General features: G+C 65.6%; 15 protein-coding genes and 1 riboswitch. Of the genes, 11 read left to right on the top strand and 4 right to left on the bottom strand.

The genetic code is table 11. From position 1 onward, the window contains the following. The first annotated feature begins 6 nt into the window (after positions 1–6). Positions 7–1,194, top strand: coding sequence for a Xaa-Pro peptidase family protein (locus tag WDC82_RS11280; protein WP_340117414.1), 1,188 nt, complete (start codon positions 7–9; stop codon positions 1,192–1,194). On the opposite strand, the gene WDC82_RS11275 is transcribed toward WDC82_RS11280, so the two are convergent. Next, on the bottom strand, positions 1,191–2,099 hold the full coding sequence (locus tag WDC82_RS11275; RefSeq protein ID WP_340117413.1) for a LysR family transcriptional regulator: 909 nt from the start codon (positions 2,097–2,099) through the stop codon (positions 1,191–1,193). The genes WDC82_RS11280 and WDC82_RS11275 overlap by 4 nt on opposite strands. A gap of 95 nt (positions 2,100–2,194) precedes the next feature. Between WDC82_RS11275 and WDC82_RS11270 the strand changes: the two genes are divergently transcribed. Together WDC82_RS11270 and WDC82_RS11265 are read left to right on the top strand one after the other, a co-directional pair. Further along, the gene (locus WDC82_RS11270; protein ID WP_340117412.1) at positions 2,195–2,824 is read left to right on the top strand and encodes a pyridoxamine 5'-phosphate oxidase family protein; all 630 of its coding nucleotides are present in this window, start codon (positions 2,195–2,197) and stop codon (positions 2,822–2,824) included. 78 nt (positions 2,825–2,902) lie between these two features. After that, positions 2,903–3,856 (top strand): alpha/beta hydrolase, encoded by a 954-nt coding sequence (locus WDC82_RS11265; RefSeq protein WP_340117411.1) that lies wholly within the window; start codon positions 2,903–2,905, stop codon positions 3,854–3,856. Positions 3,857–3,928: 72 nt separating this feature from the next. Here the strand turns inward: WDC82_RS11265 and WDC82_RS11260 are convergent, their stop codons facing one another. After that, positions 3,929–4,222 carry a hypothetical protein gene (locus WDC82_RS11260; RefSeq protein ID WP_340117410.1) on the bottom strand — a complete coding sequence of 98 codons (294 nt, stop codon included), beginning with the start codon at positions 4,220–4,222 and terminating at the stop codon, positions 3,929–3,931. 600 nt (positions 4,223–4,822) lie between these two features. Between WDC82_RS11260 and WDC82_RS11255 the strand changes: the two genes are divergently transcribed. From WDC82_RS11255 to WDC82_RS11240, 4 genes are all read left to right on the top strand, one after another. Further along, the gene (locus WDC82_RS11255) at positions 4,823–6,523 is read left to right on the top strand and encodes a methyl-accepting chemotaxis protein (protein WP_340117409.1); all 1,701 of its coding nucleotides are present in this window, start codon (positions 4,823–4,825) and stop codon (positions 6,521–6,523) included. A gap of 494 nt (positions 6,524–7,017) precedes the next feature. Continuing rightward, positions 7,018–7,641 (top strand): response regulator, encoded by a 624-nt coding sequence (locus WDC82_RS11250; RefSeq protein ID WP_340117408.1) that lies wholly within the window; start codon positions 7,018–7,020, stop codon positions 7,639–7,641. 121 nt (positions 7,642–7,762) lie between these two features. Further along, a complete protein-coding gene (locus WDC82_RS11245) occupies positions 7,763–7,969 on the top strand; it encodes a DUF4169 family protein (protein ID WP_340117407.1) in 207 nt (68 codons plus the stop codon). A 35-nt stretch (positions 7,970–8,004) separates the two neighbouring features. Further along, positions 8,005–8,928: a DMT family transporter gene (locus WDC82_RS11240; RefSeq protein WP_340117406.1), complete on the top strand. Its 924-nt coding sequence runs from the start codon at positions 8,005–8,007 to the stop codon at positions 8,926–8,928. A gap of 49 nt (positions 8,929–8,977) precedes the next feature. Here WDC82_RS11240 and WDC82_RS11235 read toward each other — a convergent pair whose 3' ends face one another. After that, positions 8,978–10,420, bottom strand: a complete 1,443-nt coding sequence (locus tag WDC82_RS11235; protein ID WP_340117405.1) for an FAD-binding oxidoreductase — start codon at positions 10,418–10,420, stop codon at positions 8,978–8,980. A gap of 95 nt (positions 10,421–10,515) precedes the next feature. Further along, on the bottom strand, positions 10,516–11,499 hold the full coding sequence (locus WDC82_RS11230) for an L-threonylcarbamoyladenylate synthase (RefSeq protein WP_340117404.1): 984 nt from the start codon (positions 11,497–11,499) through the stop codon (positions 10,516–10,518). A gap of 163 nt (positions 11,500–11,662) precedes the next feature. Between WDC82_RS11230 and WDC82_RS11225 the strand changes: the two genes are divergently transcribed. The 4 genes from WDC82_RS11225 to WDC82_RS11210 all read left to right on the top strand — a co-directional run bounded on the left by WDC82_RS11225 (position 11,663) and on the right by WDC82_RS11210 (position 15,862). Continuing rightward, positions 11,663–12,856, top strand: a complete 1,194-nt coding sequence (locus WDC82_RS11225; RefSeq protein WP_340117403.1) for an aminotransferase class I/II-fold pyridoxal phosphate-dependent enzyme — start codon at positions 11,663–11,665, stop codon at positions 12,854–12,856. 64 nt (positions 12,857–12,920) lie between these two features. Beyond that, positions 12,921–13,078: riboswitch (FMN riboswitch) on the top strand. Positions 13,079–13,167: 89 nt separating this feature from the next. After that, the gene (locus WDC82_RS11220; RefSeq protein WP_340117402.1) at positions 13,168–13,683 is read left to right on the top strand and encodes a 6,7-dimethyl-8-ribityllumazine synthase; all 516 of its coding nucleotides are present in this window, start codon (positions 13,168–13,170) and stop codon (positions 13,681–13,683) included. Between the two features lie 140 nt (positions 13,684–13,823). Continuing rightward, positions 13,824–14,582 (top strand): sulfite exporter TauE/SafE family protein, encoded by a 759-nt coding sequence (locus WDC82_RS11215; RefSeq protein ID WP_340117401.1) that lies wholly within the window; start codon positions 13,824–13,826, stop codon positions 14,580–14,582. A gap of 311 nt (positions 14,583–14,893) precedes the next feature. Then, on the top strand, positions 14,894–15,862 hold the full coding sequence (locus WDC82_RS11210; RefSeq protein WP_340117775.1) for a tripartite tricarboxylate transporter substrate-binding protein: 969 nt from the start codon (positions 14,894–14,896) through the stop codon (positions 15,860–15,862). Positions 15,863–15,961: the final 99 nt, after the last annotated feature.

Below are 15,961 nucleotides of genomic sequence, written 5' to 3'. Positions count from 1 at the left end.
AGGGGCATGATCGCAGCAGCGAACCCGCCGCCGCGTGGCTTTCCGGAGGCGGAGTTCGCCGCGCGCACCGAAAAGGCGCAGGCGGCCATGGCAGCCGCCGGGCTCGATGCCCTGCTGCTGACGACGGAACCGGAGGTGCGCTACTTCACCGGCTTCCTGACGCAGTTCTGGCAGAGCCCGACGCGGCCGTGGTTCCTGGTGGTGCCGGCCGCGGGCAAGCCGGTGGCGGTGATCCCCACCATCGGCGTCGATTGCATGAGCCGGACCTGGCTCGACGAGATTCGTTCCTGGTCTTCGCCGCAACCGGACGACGACGGCCGCACGCTGCTCGCCGCGACGCTGACCGAAGTGGCGGGCAAGGCGGCGCGCATCGGCATCCTGAAGGGCAAGGAGACCCACCTGCGCATGCCGCTCGGCGATTTCGAGCAGCTCGCCTGGATGCTGCCCGATGCGACCTTCCACGATGCCACGGCGATTCTGCGCGGTCTGCGCATGGTGAAGTCGGCAGACGAGATCGCGAAAATCTCCTACGTCTGCGATGTGGTCTCCGGAGCCTTCGAGGCAGCGCCGCAACTCTTCGCCGCCGGGCAAAGCGACGTCGAGGTGTTCCGCCGCTTCAAGATCGAATGCCTGACGCGCGGCGTCGATGACGTCTCTTACCTGGTCGGCGGTGCCGGGCAGGGCGGCTACGGCGACATCATCTCGCCGCCCTCGGGGCGCGCGCTGCGTGCGGGAGACGTGCTGATCCTCGATACCGGCTGTCTCTTCGACGGCTACTTCTGCGACTTCGACCGCAACTTCGCCATCGGCCGCGCCGACGATGCCGTGCGGCGCGCCTATGAGGTGGTGTGGCGGGCGACCGAGGCGGGGCTGCAGGCTGCGCGTCCCGGCGCCACCTGTGCTGAGCTCTTTGCCGCGATGCAGGCGGTGTTGGAGGAAGGTGGTGCGCCCCGGAGTCCTCGGGGCAACGACGTCGGCCGCATGGGTCACGGCCTCGGCATGCAGCTCACGGAATGGCCATCGCACACGCCGTGGGACCACACGGTGTTGCAAGAAGGCATGGTGCTGACCCTGGAGCCCGGCATGGCCTTTGCCGAGGGCAAGATCATGGTGCACGAGGAGAACATCGTGGTGCGCGCCGGCGGCGCCGAGCTGTTGACCCGCCGCGCCGCGCCGGAGCTGCCCGTTATCTAGCGCGCCAGCATCCGGGCGCTCTCGCCGCGCAGGCGCTCGGCGGCGAAGTCCATGAAGCTGTGGATCTTGGCCGCCGCGCGGCGGCCCTCGGCATGCAGCAGGTGGACCGGCAGTGTGCGGTCCTCCTGGTCGGTCAGCAGTTCGACCAGGCGTCCTGCGGCCAGGGCATCCGCGACCTGATAGGACAGCACGCGGGTGAGGCCCCAGCCTTCTTCCGCCGCCGCGATGGCCGCCTCCAGCGTGTTCAGGGACAGCGTCGGGGCGAGTCGCTGGGTCTGCTGCCGTCCGTCTCGGCTGAAAGTCCAGGCTGGCCGCTGGTCGATGGTGGACGGGAAGATGATGCGGTGCGCCGCGAGGTCGGCGAGGTTCTCCGGACGGCCATGACGCGCAACGTAGGCGGGGGAGGCGATGACCATGAGCCGCACCGCGCCGACCCGCCGCGCCACCAGGGAGGAATCCTGCAGCTCGCCGATTCGCACCGCGAGGTCCAAGCCCTCGTCCAGCAGGCTCACGTTGCGGTCGAGGAAGAGAGCCGAGGCGGTCATGTCCGGGTGCGCGTCCAGGTAGGCGCGCAGAATCGGCGCCACGACGCGCTGGCCGAACAGCAGCGGCGCGGTGAGGCTCAGGTGGCCGCGCGGCACCGCGCGGGCGCCCGTTGCCGTGGTCTCCGCTTCCTCCAGCTCGACCAGGATGCGCTGGGCATCCTCCCGCAGCCGGGCGCCGGCCTCGGTCAGTGCCACCCGTCGCGTCGTGCGGGTGAACAGCTGCACCCCCAGGCGCTCCTCCAGCCCGGTGACCAGCCGGGTGACCGCCGGCGGCGAGAGGCGCAGGCGACGGGCGGCGGCGTTGAAAGCGCCGGCCTCGGCCACGGCCAGGAAGGTTTCAAGTTCGCGGAAGCGATCCATTATTCCAATATACGGAATAGTAAACTAATGAGATAGCCTATTATTATCCCCGCGTCGGCGTGCCACCTTCCGTGAGAGACAGAAAGGAGGCCGCCATGGCCCGCGCATTTGCAGAGATCGCTTTCACCCCCGGCGTACTGGCCGAGCAGACCCGCCAGGGCACGGCGGACAGCTATGGGAAGTTCCTGACGGACGAGGCCGAGCCGCGCGACAGCCTGGGCCCCAACGAAGCGGCCTTCATCGCCCAGCGCGACGGCTTCTACCAGGCGACGGTTGCCGAGAACGGCTGGCCCTACGTGCAGTTCCGCGGCGGGCCGGTCGGCTTCCTGAAGGTGCTGGACGAGAAAACGATCGCCTACGCCGACTTCCGCGGCAACCGCCAGTACATCAGTGTCGGTAACCTGAAGGCCGACGACCGCGTCGCCCTCATCCTGGTCGACTACCCCAACCGGCGGCGTGTGAAGATCTGGGGCCGCGCGCGCATCGTCGAGCGCGGCGACGACCCGGCGCTGGTCGCGCGCCTGCACGATCCGGACTACCGCGCCAAGCCGGAGCGGGCGGTGGTCATCACCGTCGAGGCTTTCGACTGGAACTGCCCGCAGCACCTGCCGCAGCGCTACACCTTGGAAGAGCTGGAACCGGCCTTGGCGAAGATCCGCGCCGAGATGCAGGCGCTGCGGGAAGAGAACGCGGCGCTGAAGGCCGCCGCCGATCCGCGCGGCTGACGTCCGATCTTCCTTCGTACTCCCGGCTTTCCACCGGCTTTTACCCGTCCACCAGCATTCACCAGAAAGGAGACTGCCATGCACGACTCTATCCGCAATCTCGCCGGCGCCGCCGCCTTCGGCCTCGGCTTGGCAACCGCTCCGCTCGCCGCCGTAGCGGCGGACGTTCCCCAGGTCCGTTACGAAAGCCTCGTTATCGACGGCGTCGAAGTCGCCTACCGTGAAGCGGGCGATCCGGCGCGCCCGACCGTGCTGCTGCTGCACGGCTTTCCGACGTCCTCGCAGATGTTCCGCAACCTGATTCCAGAACTGGCGGCGCGCTACCACGTGCTGGCACCGGACTATCCAGGTTTCGGCGCCTCCGGCATGCCGCCGGCCGAGACTTTCGACTACAGCTTCGATCACTTCGCGGAGATCGTGACGAAGCTGATCGATGCCAAGGGTGTCGGGCGCTACGCCGCCTACGTCATGGACTACGGTGCGCCCGTCGGCTACCGCATGTTCGCCGCCGACCCCGAGCGCGTCACCGGCTTCGTCATCCAGAACGGCAATGCCTATGAAGAGGGCCTGGAGGAATTCTGGGATCCGATCCGCGTCTACTGGGCTGATCCCTCGGCGGCGAACGGCGACAAGCTAAGACCTTTCCTCGGCCTGGAAGGCACCAAGTGGCAATACCTGACCGGAGCGAAGGATCCTTCGAAGATCAGCCCGGACAACTTCTGGAACGTGCAGTATCTGCTCGACCGCCCGGGCAACCAGGAGATCCAGCTCGCCCTATTCTATGACTATCGCACAAACCTCGCGCTCTATCCGCAGTGGCAGGCGCTGTTCCGCGAGTTTCAGCCGCCCGCGCTCATCGTCTGGGGCAAGAACGACCCGATCTTTCCGGCCCTGGGCGCCGAGCCCTACAAGCGCGACCTGAAGGATCTCGAGTTCCACCTGCTCGACACCGGCCATTTCGCCCTGGAGGAGGAGGGACCCTTCATCGCGGAGCGGATGCTTGCCTTCCTTGACCGCGTGACACAGCCATAACGGCAAGCGCGCAGTATTACGCCGCCACGCTTCAGCGTGGCGGCGTGGCCGCGTCTCCGGTCCGGCAAGGACCTATTTCGTGGTGACGAGGCGGTAGCCGGCGTCGTAGGCATCGAGATCCAGCAGGTGGCCGTAGCGCGCGGCCCAGGCGCCGGAGTTCAGGTCGCCGGACAGTCTTTCCAGGGCCTCGCTCACGTCGCCCAGCGCCCAGAAGGAAGACATGGCCGCGCGGACTTTGGGATCGAGATAAGCCGCAGGCCGCAGCCAGTAGGCATAGAGGAATCCGTCCACGCAACCGTGTGGCACCGCAACGGCGGAAATCTCGACGGGCCCGAGCCATTCTTCGTAGTTCGTCAGGCGGGGCATTTGCCCCTCATCCAGGGTCACCAGATCCGCGGGCCGGGATTGCGGAGGTCCGCATAATTGACCCCGATGGTGTCGTAGGCAGCGCGCATGGTGCCGGCGACGATAGGGCGGGAGGGGGCTTGCCGCAACTTTGGTCGGGGGGCGCCGCGCGCCCATAACAGGTGCCGCCGGCTGAAGCGGCATTGCCCCACATTCCCGATCGCGCGGTTCTTCCACCATTCAATTGCAGTATTTTTTCTTGTCTAAAGAGACAAATTATATGTCACTCTGACATTTTTATTGTCTTATGTAATTAAAAAAACGTCATATACTTAATATGACTAATTATAAATCGATCATCAAATATAATTAATGCAGTTAATATTGATGATTACTATTCAAAATACTCAAATTTAAGATAATTTTCATAATAACCGCCAAGTATATCCCTTAGAGGGCGCGCTTGGCGTGTTTGAGATCGCTGGGGACGCTGCGAATCCCGGCTGAGACCAGTCCGGTTGCCCCCGAGGAACCTGCGCTGCAGCTCCTGCATGAAATTTCGACCCAGTGGGCTGGCATGCGGCCGACCCAGGCGGTCACAGCAACTAGGGAATGAGGAAAATGAAGTTCTCCCTGGCCGATTGGCCGATCGCACAAAAAATCCTGGGTCTGGTCGTATTGCTTGGCGTGGTTTCGACGGTGATCGCTGGAACCGGTGTTTTCTCCGTCAATGCGCTTGGGGATTCCACGGCCGAGCTTGATATCTCGGCAACCGAGATCAAGCTGGGCGGCCAGCTGAATACCCGGGTCGTCGCCTTGAGCCGCGCCGAATACAACCTCGCCGCCGATCCGAGCCAGCTCGCTGAACTGCGTCCGGAGATCGAGCGCATCCGGCAGGAAGCGCGCGAGCTATTGGCCACGGCCAGGCAGACGGCAGGTGAGGAGCGCGCGGCTATGCTGGCGGAGATCGAGTCGGCCCTCGACGACTACGTAGGCGAACTCGAAGGCACCATCGAGACGGCTGAGCGAGTCGGTCGTGTGGAAATCGGGGCCGGCCAGCAGTCAATCCTGACTTCCGTTCAACAGTCACGCCTGCTTTCTTCGGCACTGCGCGAGAAGACACGGGCTTACGTTGCTTACGTGGAAGAACGCGGATCCGATATTGCTCAGGAAGCTTCGGCGACCGCCAGCAGCACGCTGATAGTGATCGTTGCGGTCGGCGTGCTTGGGGTTCTTGGCGGAATCGCGATTGGTTTCTTCGTCTCGCGTCAGGCCATTGTCCGCCCGCTTGGCTCGGCCGTTGCCACACTCCGCCAGCTTGCTGAAGGCAACCTGGAGGTCGAGGTCGATGGCCAGCAGCGCAAGGACGAAATCGGCGACATCGCGCGTGCGCTGTTGATATTCAAGGACGGTGCGGTGGAGCGCCGTCGCATGCTTGCCGAGCAGGAAGAAGAGGCTCAGCGCAAGGCCGCGCGGGCCGAGCAGATCCAGAACACGACGGCGCGGTTTGAAAAAGGTGTCGATGAAATCCTGGACACTCTCAGTTCGGCGGCCACGGAGCTGGAAGCGACCGCCCAATCGATGTCGGCGACAGCTGAAGAGGGAGCCGCCCAGAGCACTTCGGTGGCTTCCGCCTCCGCCCAGGCGGCAGCGAGCGTCCAAACCGTCGCCGCGGCGACCGAGGAGCTCACCGCGTCGATCAAAGATGTCAGTCAGCAGATCCACCGGACCTCCAACATCGCCGGCCAGGCCAGCGAAAGGGCGAGTTCAGCCATTGAACAAATTGACGTCCTGCGTCAGAGCGCCGGCAAGATTGGCGAGGTTGTCAGCCTGATCACCGACATCGCCGAGCAGACAAACCTGCTGGCGCTGAACGCAACCATCGAGGCCGCCAGAGCTGGCGAAGCCGGCAAGGGATTCGCCGTTGTGGCCTCCGAAGTGAAAGCCCTGGCAAATCAGACATCGCAGGCGACCAAGGAGATCGCGGCCCAGATCGAGGCCATGCAGCAGGGCGTCGAGTCGACTGTCCCGGTGATCCGCGGTATCTCCGAAGTCATTGAGGAGCTCGATAAGATCAGCACCACCGTGGCTTCGGCGGCGGAAGAGCAGGCGGCGACGACGACGGAGATCAGTCGCAGTGTTGCGGAGGCCGCCCAAGGCACCGAAGAAGTCTCGAAGAACGTAGAGGGGATGAAGGAAGCCGCGCAAACGACCAGCGCCGCCTCGTCTCAGGTGCTGACGTCGGCACAGTCGGTCGCCGAGAAGTCGGAGATTCTCAAGAAAGAAGTCGGCGATTTCCTTCGCGAGGTTCAGGCGGCGTAACTACGTCAGCGAGGATACGGGCCGCGCGGGGGGGCGATGCGACAGAGCACCGCCCCCCCGCCGCTGACCGGGGTGCGCCGCAAACTGTTTGCGAGCGAGCGAGTCGAGAGATGCCCTCGAGCGCCCGTCAGGTAGAACACGCAGGCAACCGCGCTTTGATGCTAGTGCTCCAACAGCGTCACCTCTCACGTGAGGGGACTTGCTTCAGTTCGCCGGGTGATCGGAAATGATCGCCGATGTCGGGGCCGCGGAGCAGCGGCAGGAGAAGGTTCGAGCTTTTACCGGGTTACCGCGGAGCTGGAGCATGCAAATAAAGGTGATGGCCCGGTACTGCCGGTCGCGGACAACCTGATGCTGCTGCGGGTGAACACGACCGCGGACATCAGCGTTTGATCGGAATTGCCGAAGGCTTCCGCTTGGCGGGAACGGTAGTCGGCGATTCAAGGGATCGCGCCGGACTGGAGGGCCGGACCAGGTTTTGGGGGTTGTCAGTTGTGGGTAGCGAACTGTGCGATGACGGTGTGGTCGTGGTCGTCGATGATGACGTCGCGGTACGTAACGAGGTCCGCAGCCTGTGCGAATCTGTCGGCCTCGTCGTGCTGTCCCACGCGAACCTGGGCTCACTTGAGAGAGGTGTGCATCATTCAACGAGAGGCTGTGTCGTTCTCGACATGAGGCTCCCGGGGCTTAGCGGCGTGCCCGCCGTACAGCGGCTGAGCCGCCTCTACCCCAATCTGGCAATCATTGGCATCAGCGAATTCGTCGATGCGCGCACCGTCATGAGAAGCCTGCGCGCCGGGGCCGTGGACTTCTTCGACAAGCCTTTCTCCACGAATGAGCTTCTGGAATCGATCCAACTGGCAATGCAGTGCCAGTTGGCGCCTCCAGTCCGAGATCCGGGCGGGCGGAGTGAAACCGAATTCCGACGGCTGCTGAAGACACTGACGCGGCGCCAGAGGGACGTTCTCGCACAGTACGGCGCAGGCGCGGATGAGCGGGAAATCGCGCGCCGGCTTGGGCTTCATCTGCGAACGGTGCAAAGGCATCTGAGAAACGCGCTGGCGGTTCTTGAAATATCGCGCGACGATCGGGACGTGGTTCGAAGGTTGCACCAATAGGCCCGGCATGGTCGAACGGCTGCGTTGATCCGATCTGCCTTCTCGGGCCTGCAGCCGGCGGCCGCCCCGCCGAAAGCGTTTGCCTGCTGACAGCCTGTAGGGGATGCCCTAACATCGGGGTATGAGCGAGATCGTCAACCTGCGCCAGGTGAAAAAACGCCGGGCGCGCGAGGAAAAAGAGGCTGAGGCGGCGGCCAACCGGACAAAGTTCGGAAGGACCAAGGCCGAGCGCAGGAAGACCGATGCCGACCGGAACAAGGCTGCGCGCGACCTCGCCGGCAAAGAACTAACGGGCAAAGACTTGACCGGCAAGAAGCTCGACCCTTAAGCCGCCATCCTTTCTCCAGATATTCCGGTCTTCCCTTGTCCTCATCGTCAAGTCATAGCGCCTCGCCGCTGGCCGCCGCCCTGCTGCTGAGCGTCTCTTCGGCCTGTTGGGGTGGCAACTTCATCATCGGCCGCGCGGTGCATGCCGAGGTGCCGCCGGCGGGACTCAGCTTCTGGCGCTGGCTGCTGGCTCTGGCGATCCTGCTGCCCTTCGCCTGGCCGAAGGTGAGGCGCGACTGGCCGGAGATCCGGCGCCACTGGAAGAGCCTTGCTGTGCTCGCTTTCTTCGGCATGGCGCTGTTCCACACCGCGCTCTATCTCTCGGTGAACTACACCACGGCGACCAATGCCGCCCTGTTGGTCGCCATCTGCCCGGTGCTGGTACCGCTGCTGTCCTGGGTGCTCCATCGCGAGCCGGTGACTGGGCGCATCCTGCTGGCGATTGCGGTTTCGGTCGGCGGCGTTGCTGTGGTGATCCTGCGCGGCGATCCGGCACAGCTTGCCACCTTGTCCTTCAACAGGGGTGACCTCATCATGCTGGTCGCCGTCTTCGCTTGGTCGATGTACACCGTTCTGGTGAAGCGCCGGCCTGCTGCTTTGCATCCGCAGTCTCTGCTGGTCGCGACCATGGCCTTCGCCACCGCCTTCCTGCTGCCGGTCTACCTCTGGGAGAGCGCCTTCGTGCGGCCGATGCCGGTCTCGCAGGACTCTCTGCTGGCCGTCGCCTACGTGGTGGTCTTCGCCTCGCTCCTGGCCTACGTCTGCTTCAACCGCGGCATCGAGGTGCTGGGCCCCAACAAAGGCGGCCTCTTCCTGCACCTCGTGCCCGCCTTCGCGGCGCTGCTGGCCTTCGTCTTTCTCGGGGAGCGTCTGCAGGGCTTTCACGCCGTTGGGATTGCCGCCATCGTGGTGGGAATCGTGCTGGCGACCACGGCGAAACCGGCGCGGGGCGTGACCTAGAGAATGCTCTCCCCGCGGTGGGCGACGCTGGGGTAAGGGGCCTGCGCCGCTAGCGCTCCAGCACCTTGCCCGGGTTCATGAGCCCGTCGGGATCGAGCGCGTGCTTCACGGCGCGCATCAGATCCATCTCGACATCGGATTTGAAGCGCGCGTTCTCCGCCGCCTTCATATAGCCGATGCCGTGCTCAGCGGAGATCGAGCCGCCCATCGACACCACCAGTTCGTGCACCGCCTCGTTCACCGCGTCCCAGCGCGCGAGGTAGGCTTCGCGGTCGGCGCCTTCCGGCTGCGAGAGATTGAAGTGGATATTGCCGTCGCCGACATGGCCGAAGGGCACCGGGCGGATGCCGGGCACCATCTCCTTCACCAGCGCGGTTGCGCGCGTGATGAACTCCGGCGTCTTGGAGACGGCGACGGAGATGTCATGCTTGATGGAGCCGCCCTCGAATTTCTGCGCTTCGACGATCCCTTCGCGGATCGCCCAGAATGCCTGGGCCTGACGCTCATTGGCGGCCAGCGCCGCGTCGCTGACGAGGCCGTCTTCCACGGCGGTGCCGAGGAACTCCTCCAGGCTTTCGCGCAGGGAGCCGTCGGCGCGCCCGGAGGCGAGCTCGACCAGTGCGTACCAGTCGCTCGGCTCGCTGAGCGGATCCTCGATGCCCTCGACGTGCTTCAAGGCGAAGTCGAGGCCGATGCGCGGGATCAGCTCGAAGGCGTTCACCCGGTCGCCGGTGGCAGCGCGCGCGCGGCCCAGCAGTTCGACCGCGGCGGCGGGATCGGTGACGGCGACGAAGGCGACCTCGGTTTCGGCCGGGCGCGGAAAGAGCTTCAGGCAGGCGGCGGTGATGATCCCGAGAGTGCCCTCGGCGCCGACGAAGAGATGCTTCAGCGCGTAGCCGGTGTTGTCCTTGCGCAGCGCCTTCAGACCGTCCCACACCCGCCCGTCCGGCAGCACCACTTCCAGGCCCAGCACGAGGTCGCGCATGTTGCCGTAGCGCAGCACGTGCACGCCGCCGGCATTGGTGGAGAGATTGCCGCCGATCTGGCAGGAGCCCTCCGCGCCGAGGCTTAGCGGGAACAGGCGGTCCGCTTCCGCTGCCGCCTCCTGCACTTTCTGCAGGATGCAGCCGGCCTCGACGGTGATCGAGTAGTCGGTGGCGTCGAGGTCGCGCACCCTGTTCATGCGCTCGAGGTTCACCAGCACGGCCGGCGTTTCCGCGAAGGGAATGCCGCCGGCGACGAGCCCGGTGTTGCCGCCCTGCGGCACGACGGGTACCCCGGCCTCGCGGCAGAGCGTCACCGTCGTGGCGACCTCCTCGGTGGAGGCCGAGCGCACCACGAAAGGCGCTGCGCCCTGATAACGGCGGCGCTGCTCTGCCAGGTAGGGCGTCATAGCCTCGGCGGAGTCGACGATCGCCTTGGCGCCCAGCGCATCGGCAAGTCGACGCTTCAGGGTATCGAAATCGGTGGTTTTGGGAGAACGAGCATCCATGCCAGGCAATTTAGTGGCACGCGCCTGCCGTGGCGAGTCCGCTGCTTTCACCGCTGCTCTACGCGTTAAGCCCGCGTATGACAGTCATTGCGAAGCTAGCCCCGCGGGGCGGCCGCGCGCCGGAGGCGGTCGTTGATGGCTGCTCCCAAGCCGGTTTCGGGAATCGGCATGACGGCGATGGCCTGCACCGCGAGCGCATCCAGCCGGTGCAGGTAGGCGAAGAGGTGGGCCGCGGCCTCGGTGACATCGCCCGCCGGGCTGAGGTTCAGGGAGTCTGCCGCACCAGCCGGCACCTGGGGACCGAAGGCGAGCAGCGCCTCGTCGGCAGCCACATCGGTGGCGTTCAGGCGGACCGGGTGGCCCGGGGCGTAGTGACTGCTTAGCATGCCGGGACCCTTTAAGCCGCCGTTTTCGGGGCTTTCAGCGTTCCCTGGGGCCTCCACCACCTCTCCGATGATAGGGGTCAGGTCTTGCGCAGTCACGGCACCGGGGCGCAGGATCGCCGCCTGTGGGCTGGAAAGATCGAGTACCGTCGACTCCAGACCGACCGCGCAGCGCCCGCCATCCAGGATCAGCGGCACGCGGGGGCCGAGGGAGGCGGCGACATGGGCCGCCTCGGTCGGGCTGATCTTGCCCGAGGCATTGGCGCTGGGCGCGGCCAGCGGCAGCCCGCTTTCTGCCAGCAGCCGGTGGGCGAGGGGGTGCGCCGGCACCCGCACCGCCTGGCTGTCGAGGCCGGCGCTGCACAGCAGCGAGATCCGGCTGTCCTTGCGGCGCGGCAGCACCAGGGTGAGCGGGCCGGGCCAGAAGGCTCTCGCCACCTGCTGCGCGCGCGCGTCGAAGACCACTTCCCGGGCGGCGGCCTCGGCGTCGGTGAAATGGACGATCAGGGGATTGAATTGCGGGCGGTCCTTGGCGGCGAAGATGCCGGCCACCGCGGCATCGCTGGTGGCATCGGCGCCCAGGCCGTAGACCGTCTCGGTCGGGAAGGCGACGAGGCCGCCGGCGCGCAGCAGCGCGGCGGCGCGCGCCAAGGCGGCGTCGTCGGGCGGCAGGATCTCGGGGCTCCTCGGAGTCATGGCGGCGCAGTCTAGTCGCTCGTCCGGGAAATGCATCTCTTGGTTTCGTGCCGGTTTCAGGCCGGTTTCAGGCCTCGACAGGTCGTGGCCCCGGGCGTAGAGAGGGCCATGCCTCCCGCCACAGTCGCCGGCGCCGCGGGGCGGAACCGGGAGGATCGAGACAATGAGCGCTGTCGTTTCGGATCGCGTGCTCGCAGCCACGGCCAGCATGGCGGCGGTTCAGGATTTCTACTTCAACTCCCGCTATGCCGAGCGCCGTGGGCAGCCCGGCGTCTGCGATTTCACGTTCGGCAATCCCCAGGAGGTCCCGCTGCCCGGCCTAGTGCGGGCGCTGCAGGCCCACGCGGTTCCTCAGAACAACAGCTGGTTCGCCTACAAGACGAGCGAGGACGAGCCGCGCGCTTTCCTGGCTGACGCTCTGTCGCGCGAGCTCGGGCTCGCCTTCGAGCCGGAGGACATCGCTTTGACGCCCGGCGCCTTCGGCGCCATCGCCCTGGCCTTCCGGATGCTGCTGTCGCCCGGCGACGCGGTCCTCATCCCGCTGCCGGGCTGGTTCTGCTACGGCTCCATGCTGGCCGCCGAGGGCATGGAGGCGGTGCAGGTGCCGCTCGTGCCGGGCAGCTTCGACCTCGACCTCGACGCGATCGATGCGGCGATCGGGCCGAACACCCGCATCGTGGTGGTGAACACGCCGCATAATCCGACCGGGCGCATCTATCCGCGCGCTCAGTTGGAGGCCCTGGCGGAGCTGCTCGAACGCGCCTCGGCGCGGATCGGGCGGCGCCTCTTCCTGCTGTCCGACGAGCCCTACCGGCGCATCCGCTTCGACGGTATGCCCTTCGTCAGCCCCGCCGCCGTCTATCCCTGGACGCTCATCGACTACAGCTACGGCAAGGTGCTGCTGGCGCCGGGCCAGCGCATCGGCTACCTCGCGCTGTCGCCGCTGATGCCGCGGGAGGACCGGCAGGCCCTGCGCGACGCCTTCTTCGGCGCCCAGGTGTCGCTGGGCTGGAGCTTTCCCAATGCCCTCATGCAGTACGCCCTTCCCGACCTCGAGTCCCTCAGCCTCGACATGGCGGCGCTCACCGGCCGGCGCGACCGCATGGTCGGCGCCCTGCGGCAGTGGGGCTACGAGGTGCTGCAGCCGGAGGGCACCTTCTATCTCTTCGCGCGGGCTCCCGGCGGCGACGGCAGCCGCTTCTTCAATGCCCTGGCGGACCGCGACGTCTTCGTGATGCCGGGCAGCGTGCTGCAGACGCCGGAATACTTCCGAGTCTGCCTGACCGCCACCGATGCCATGGTCGAGCGCGCGCTGCCGGTCTTCGGCGACGTCGCCGCGGGCCTCGCCGCCGCCTAAGGCCATCGACAGGCCCGACATTCCGGGCTAGGTAAGGATCGGTCTCACGCCTGCGGGCGGGGGATCGCGTTCTCAGGGCGGGGTGCAAGTCCCCACCGGCGGTATGATCCCCTTCAAGGGTTCGAGCCCGCGAGCGCTTCTTCGGCCGCAAGCCGAAGGAGGTCAGCAGATTCGGTGCGAGGCCGAAGCCGACGGTAACAGTCCGGATGGAAGAGAGCGCAGGAGCGGCGAACCCGGCACAGCGCGCAGGGGCAAGCGCCGTTGCTTGCAACGCCCTGATTCCTGTTTTCGTGCCAACGAAGGAGCACAGCATGAATCAGAGCCATCCCCAGATCACTCCGCAAATCTCCAGCGAAACCTTGAAGGCCAGGCGCATCGCGCTGGTGAAAGCCCGCTGGCATGGCGAGATCGTCGACCAGTGCCAACGCGGTCTTGAACAGGAACTGGCCCACGCCGCGTCGCAAGAGGGCGCCCCGGCCTACACGGTCGACGTCTTCGAGGCGCCGGGTGCCTTCGAGATCCCGCTCCTCGCGCGCGATCTTGCGCGCAGCGGGCGCTACGCCGCCATCGTTGGCGCTGCCTTCGTGGTGAACGGGGGCATCTACCGTCACGAGTTCGTCGCCGATACCGTGGTCGGCGCCCTGATGCAGGTCCAGATGGACAGCGACGTGCCGGTGCTCTCCGCCGTGCTGACGCCGCACCACTTCCATGATTCCGAGGAGCACCGCCGCTTCTTCTTCGACCACTTCAAGGTGAAAGGCGCCGAGGCGGCGCGCGCCTGTCTCGCCTTGCTGGAGACCCGCCTGGCCATCCGCGCCGCGGCTTAGCCGGCCATGCGCTCCGGTCCGGTCAGGATTGCCGACAGTTGACTATGGTCAGGCCGCCGAAGGCTGCTATAAGTTCCAGGTAGGTCTCCGGGGGGACCTATCCCTTTGCGGTCTAATCATTTTCTCAGGTTCTGGCAGAGATGATCGAATGGCTGGTTCCCGCCGACGTCGGGTTTTCGGCGTCGATGGGGCTGATTGCGCTCAGCGCGGCGACCTCCTTCCTCACCGCGGCGGCCGGTATCGGCGGCGGCATCGTGCTGATCGCCGTGATGGCGGTGCTGATGCCGGCCCAGGCGCTGATCCCGGTGCATGGTGTGGTGCAGATCGGCTCCAACGCAGGGCGCGCGGGAATCATGCTGCGGAACGTCGAGTGGAAGGTCATGGCGCCGTTTTGCGTCGGCAGCCTGATCGGTGCGGCGATCGGCGGCATGACGGCGGTGCAGTTGCCGCCCGCGGTTCTTAACATCGGTCTCGCCTGCTTCATTCTCTACTCGGTTTGGGGGCCGGCGGTAACGGCGCCCGGGCGCTTCAAGGTGATCATCACCGGCGCCTTCTCCTCTTTCCTCACCATGTTCTTCGGCGCCACCGGCACCTTCGTCTCGGCGATGGTGAAGTCGATGCGCCTCGGCCGGCTGGAGCACGTCGCCACGCATTCCGCCTGCATGGTCGCGCAGCACTTCATCAAGGTCATCGCCTTCGGCCTGCTCGGCTTCAACTACGCGCCCTATGCCGGCCTCGTCGTCGCCATGATCGTCAGCGGGTTCATCGGCACGGTGATCGGCAAACACGTCCTGGTGAAGATGAACGACATCGTCTTCCATCGTGTTCTTGCGGTGCTACTGTCGCTGCTCGCACTGCGCCTGCTGTACGAGGGCGTCGCGCTGCTCGGCCTGTTCTGAGTCGTAGCGGTGCCCGGCACACGCCCCGAGTCGGTTAGGCCTTCGGGGGCGGGCATAAGCTCTCACCGCTTTTCAATTGGTGAAGCCAATTCAGGGTAATTGGTTGACCAATCCGCGCGCGGGCGGTCAGGAAAACGACTCATTTGACTTATTTTTCAAGATGGTCAAAGCTTTAACCAATAACGGCGGATTTACCGCCTTGTTCGGCCGGAACAACCGGTCAAATCAGCCTGGGAGGAGGCAACCCGACAATGCACACGTCTTCGCGAAATTCTTTGATCTCAAGTGTTTCGCGGCGGTCCCTGTTGAAGGTGGGGGCCGCTGCTGCAGTTCTAGGTGGTAGCGCGGGCCTGGTTTCGCGCGCCTGCGCGGCCGGGTATCCGGAGCGCAATATCGACGTCATCGTGCCGACCGCCGAGGGCGGCGGCGCCGACCGCAACATGCGCGCCTTCAACGCGATCTGGAAAAAATACCTCAACACCAATTTCGAGCCGGGCTTTTACCCGGGCGCCTCGGGCCGTGTCGGCTACGAGGTCTACATGGGCAAGTACGAACCCGATGCCTACAGCCTGATCTTCGGCAACATGGGGCCGGAGGTGCTGAATTGGGTGGTGCAGGAGCCAAGCTTCAACATCGACGACTACATCTACTGGGGCCGCGTCGACGTCGATCCCGGCTGTCTCTTCGTCGGTGTCGAGAGCAAGTTCAAGACGCTGGACGACATCATCGCCGAGGGCAAGAAGCGCAAGCTGAATGTCGGCACCAGCCGTCTCGCCCACCCGGCCTCCATCGGCATGCTGGCCCTGGCCGAGCATACCGGCATCGAGGTGAACCTCATCCCGCTTGCCGGCGGCAAGAAGACCGTCTCCGGTGCTGTCACCGGCGAGGTCGACTTCTCCGTGCTGACGTCCGGCTCGGTGGCCGCCGCCGGGGACGCGGTGACCACGCTGCTGATCTTCGACGACCAGAACGCTCTGGGCGAGGCGCTCGACAACGCGCCGACCATGAACCAGGTCTATGGCACCAACCTGCCACCGATGCTGTCGTCGCGCGCCTACGGCATCCATAAGGCGGCGGTCGACAAGTATCCCGACCGCTTCAAACTGCTGCAGACATCGTTCCGCAAGGTCTTCGACGATCCCGAATACAAGGACTTCGTGATCAAGAACAAGGGCCACTGGGAGTACGTCCAGTACGGCGGTGTCGAAGAGTGTGCCAAGTTCAAGCAGGCCATGCTGGAGTTGGGTGCCAAGTACAAGGCCTACCTGACCGGCAGCTGAGCCGCTCTGCACCACAGCGATCGGGGGCTGAAGGCGCCAGGCTTTCGGCCCCCGTCCTCTCTTCCCGCTGACGCCGGCACCGGCCGGCGCAGCGCCTTG

It is taken from the genome of Pelagibius sp. 7325 (assembly GCF_037652055.1).
Lineage (GTDB): Bacteria > Pseudomonadota > Alphaproteobacteria > Kiloniellales > Kiloniellaceae > Pelagibius.
This window is presented reverse-complemented; position numbering and strand designations above follow the sequence as displayed.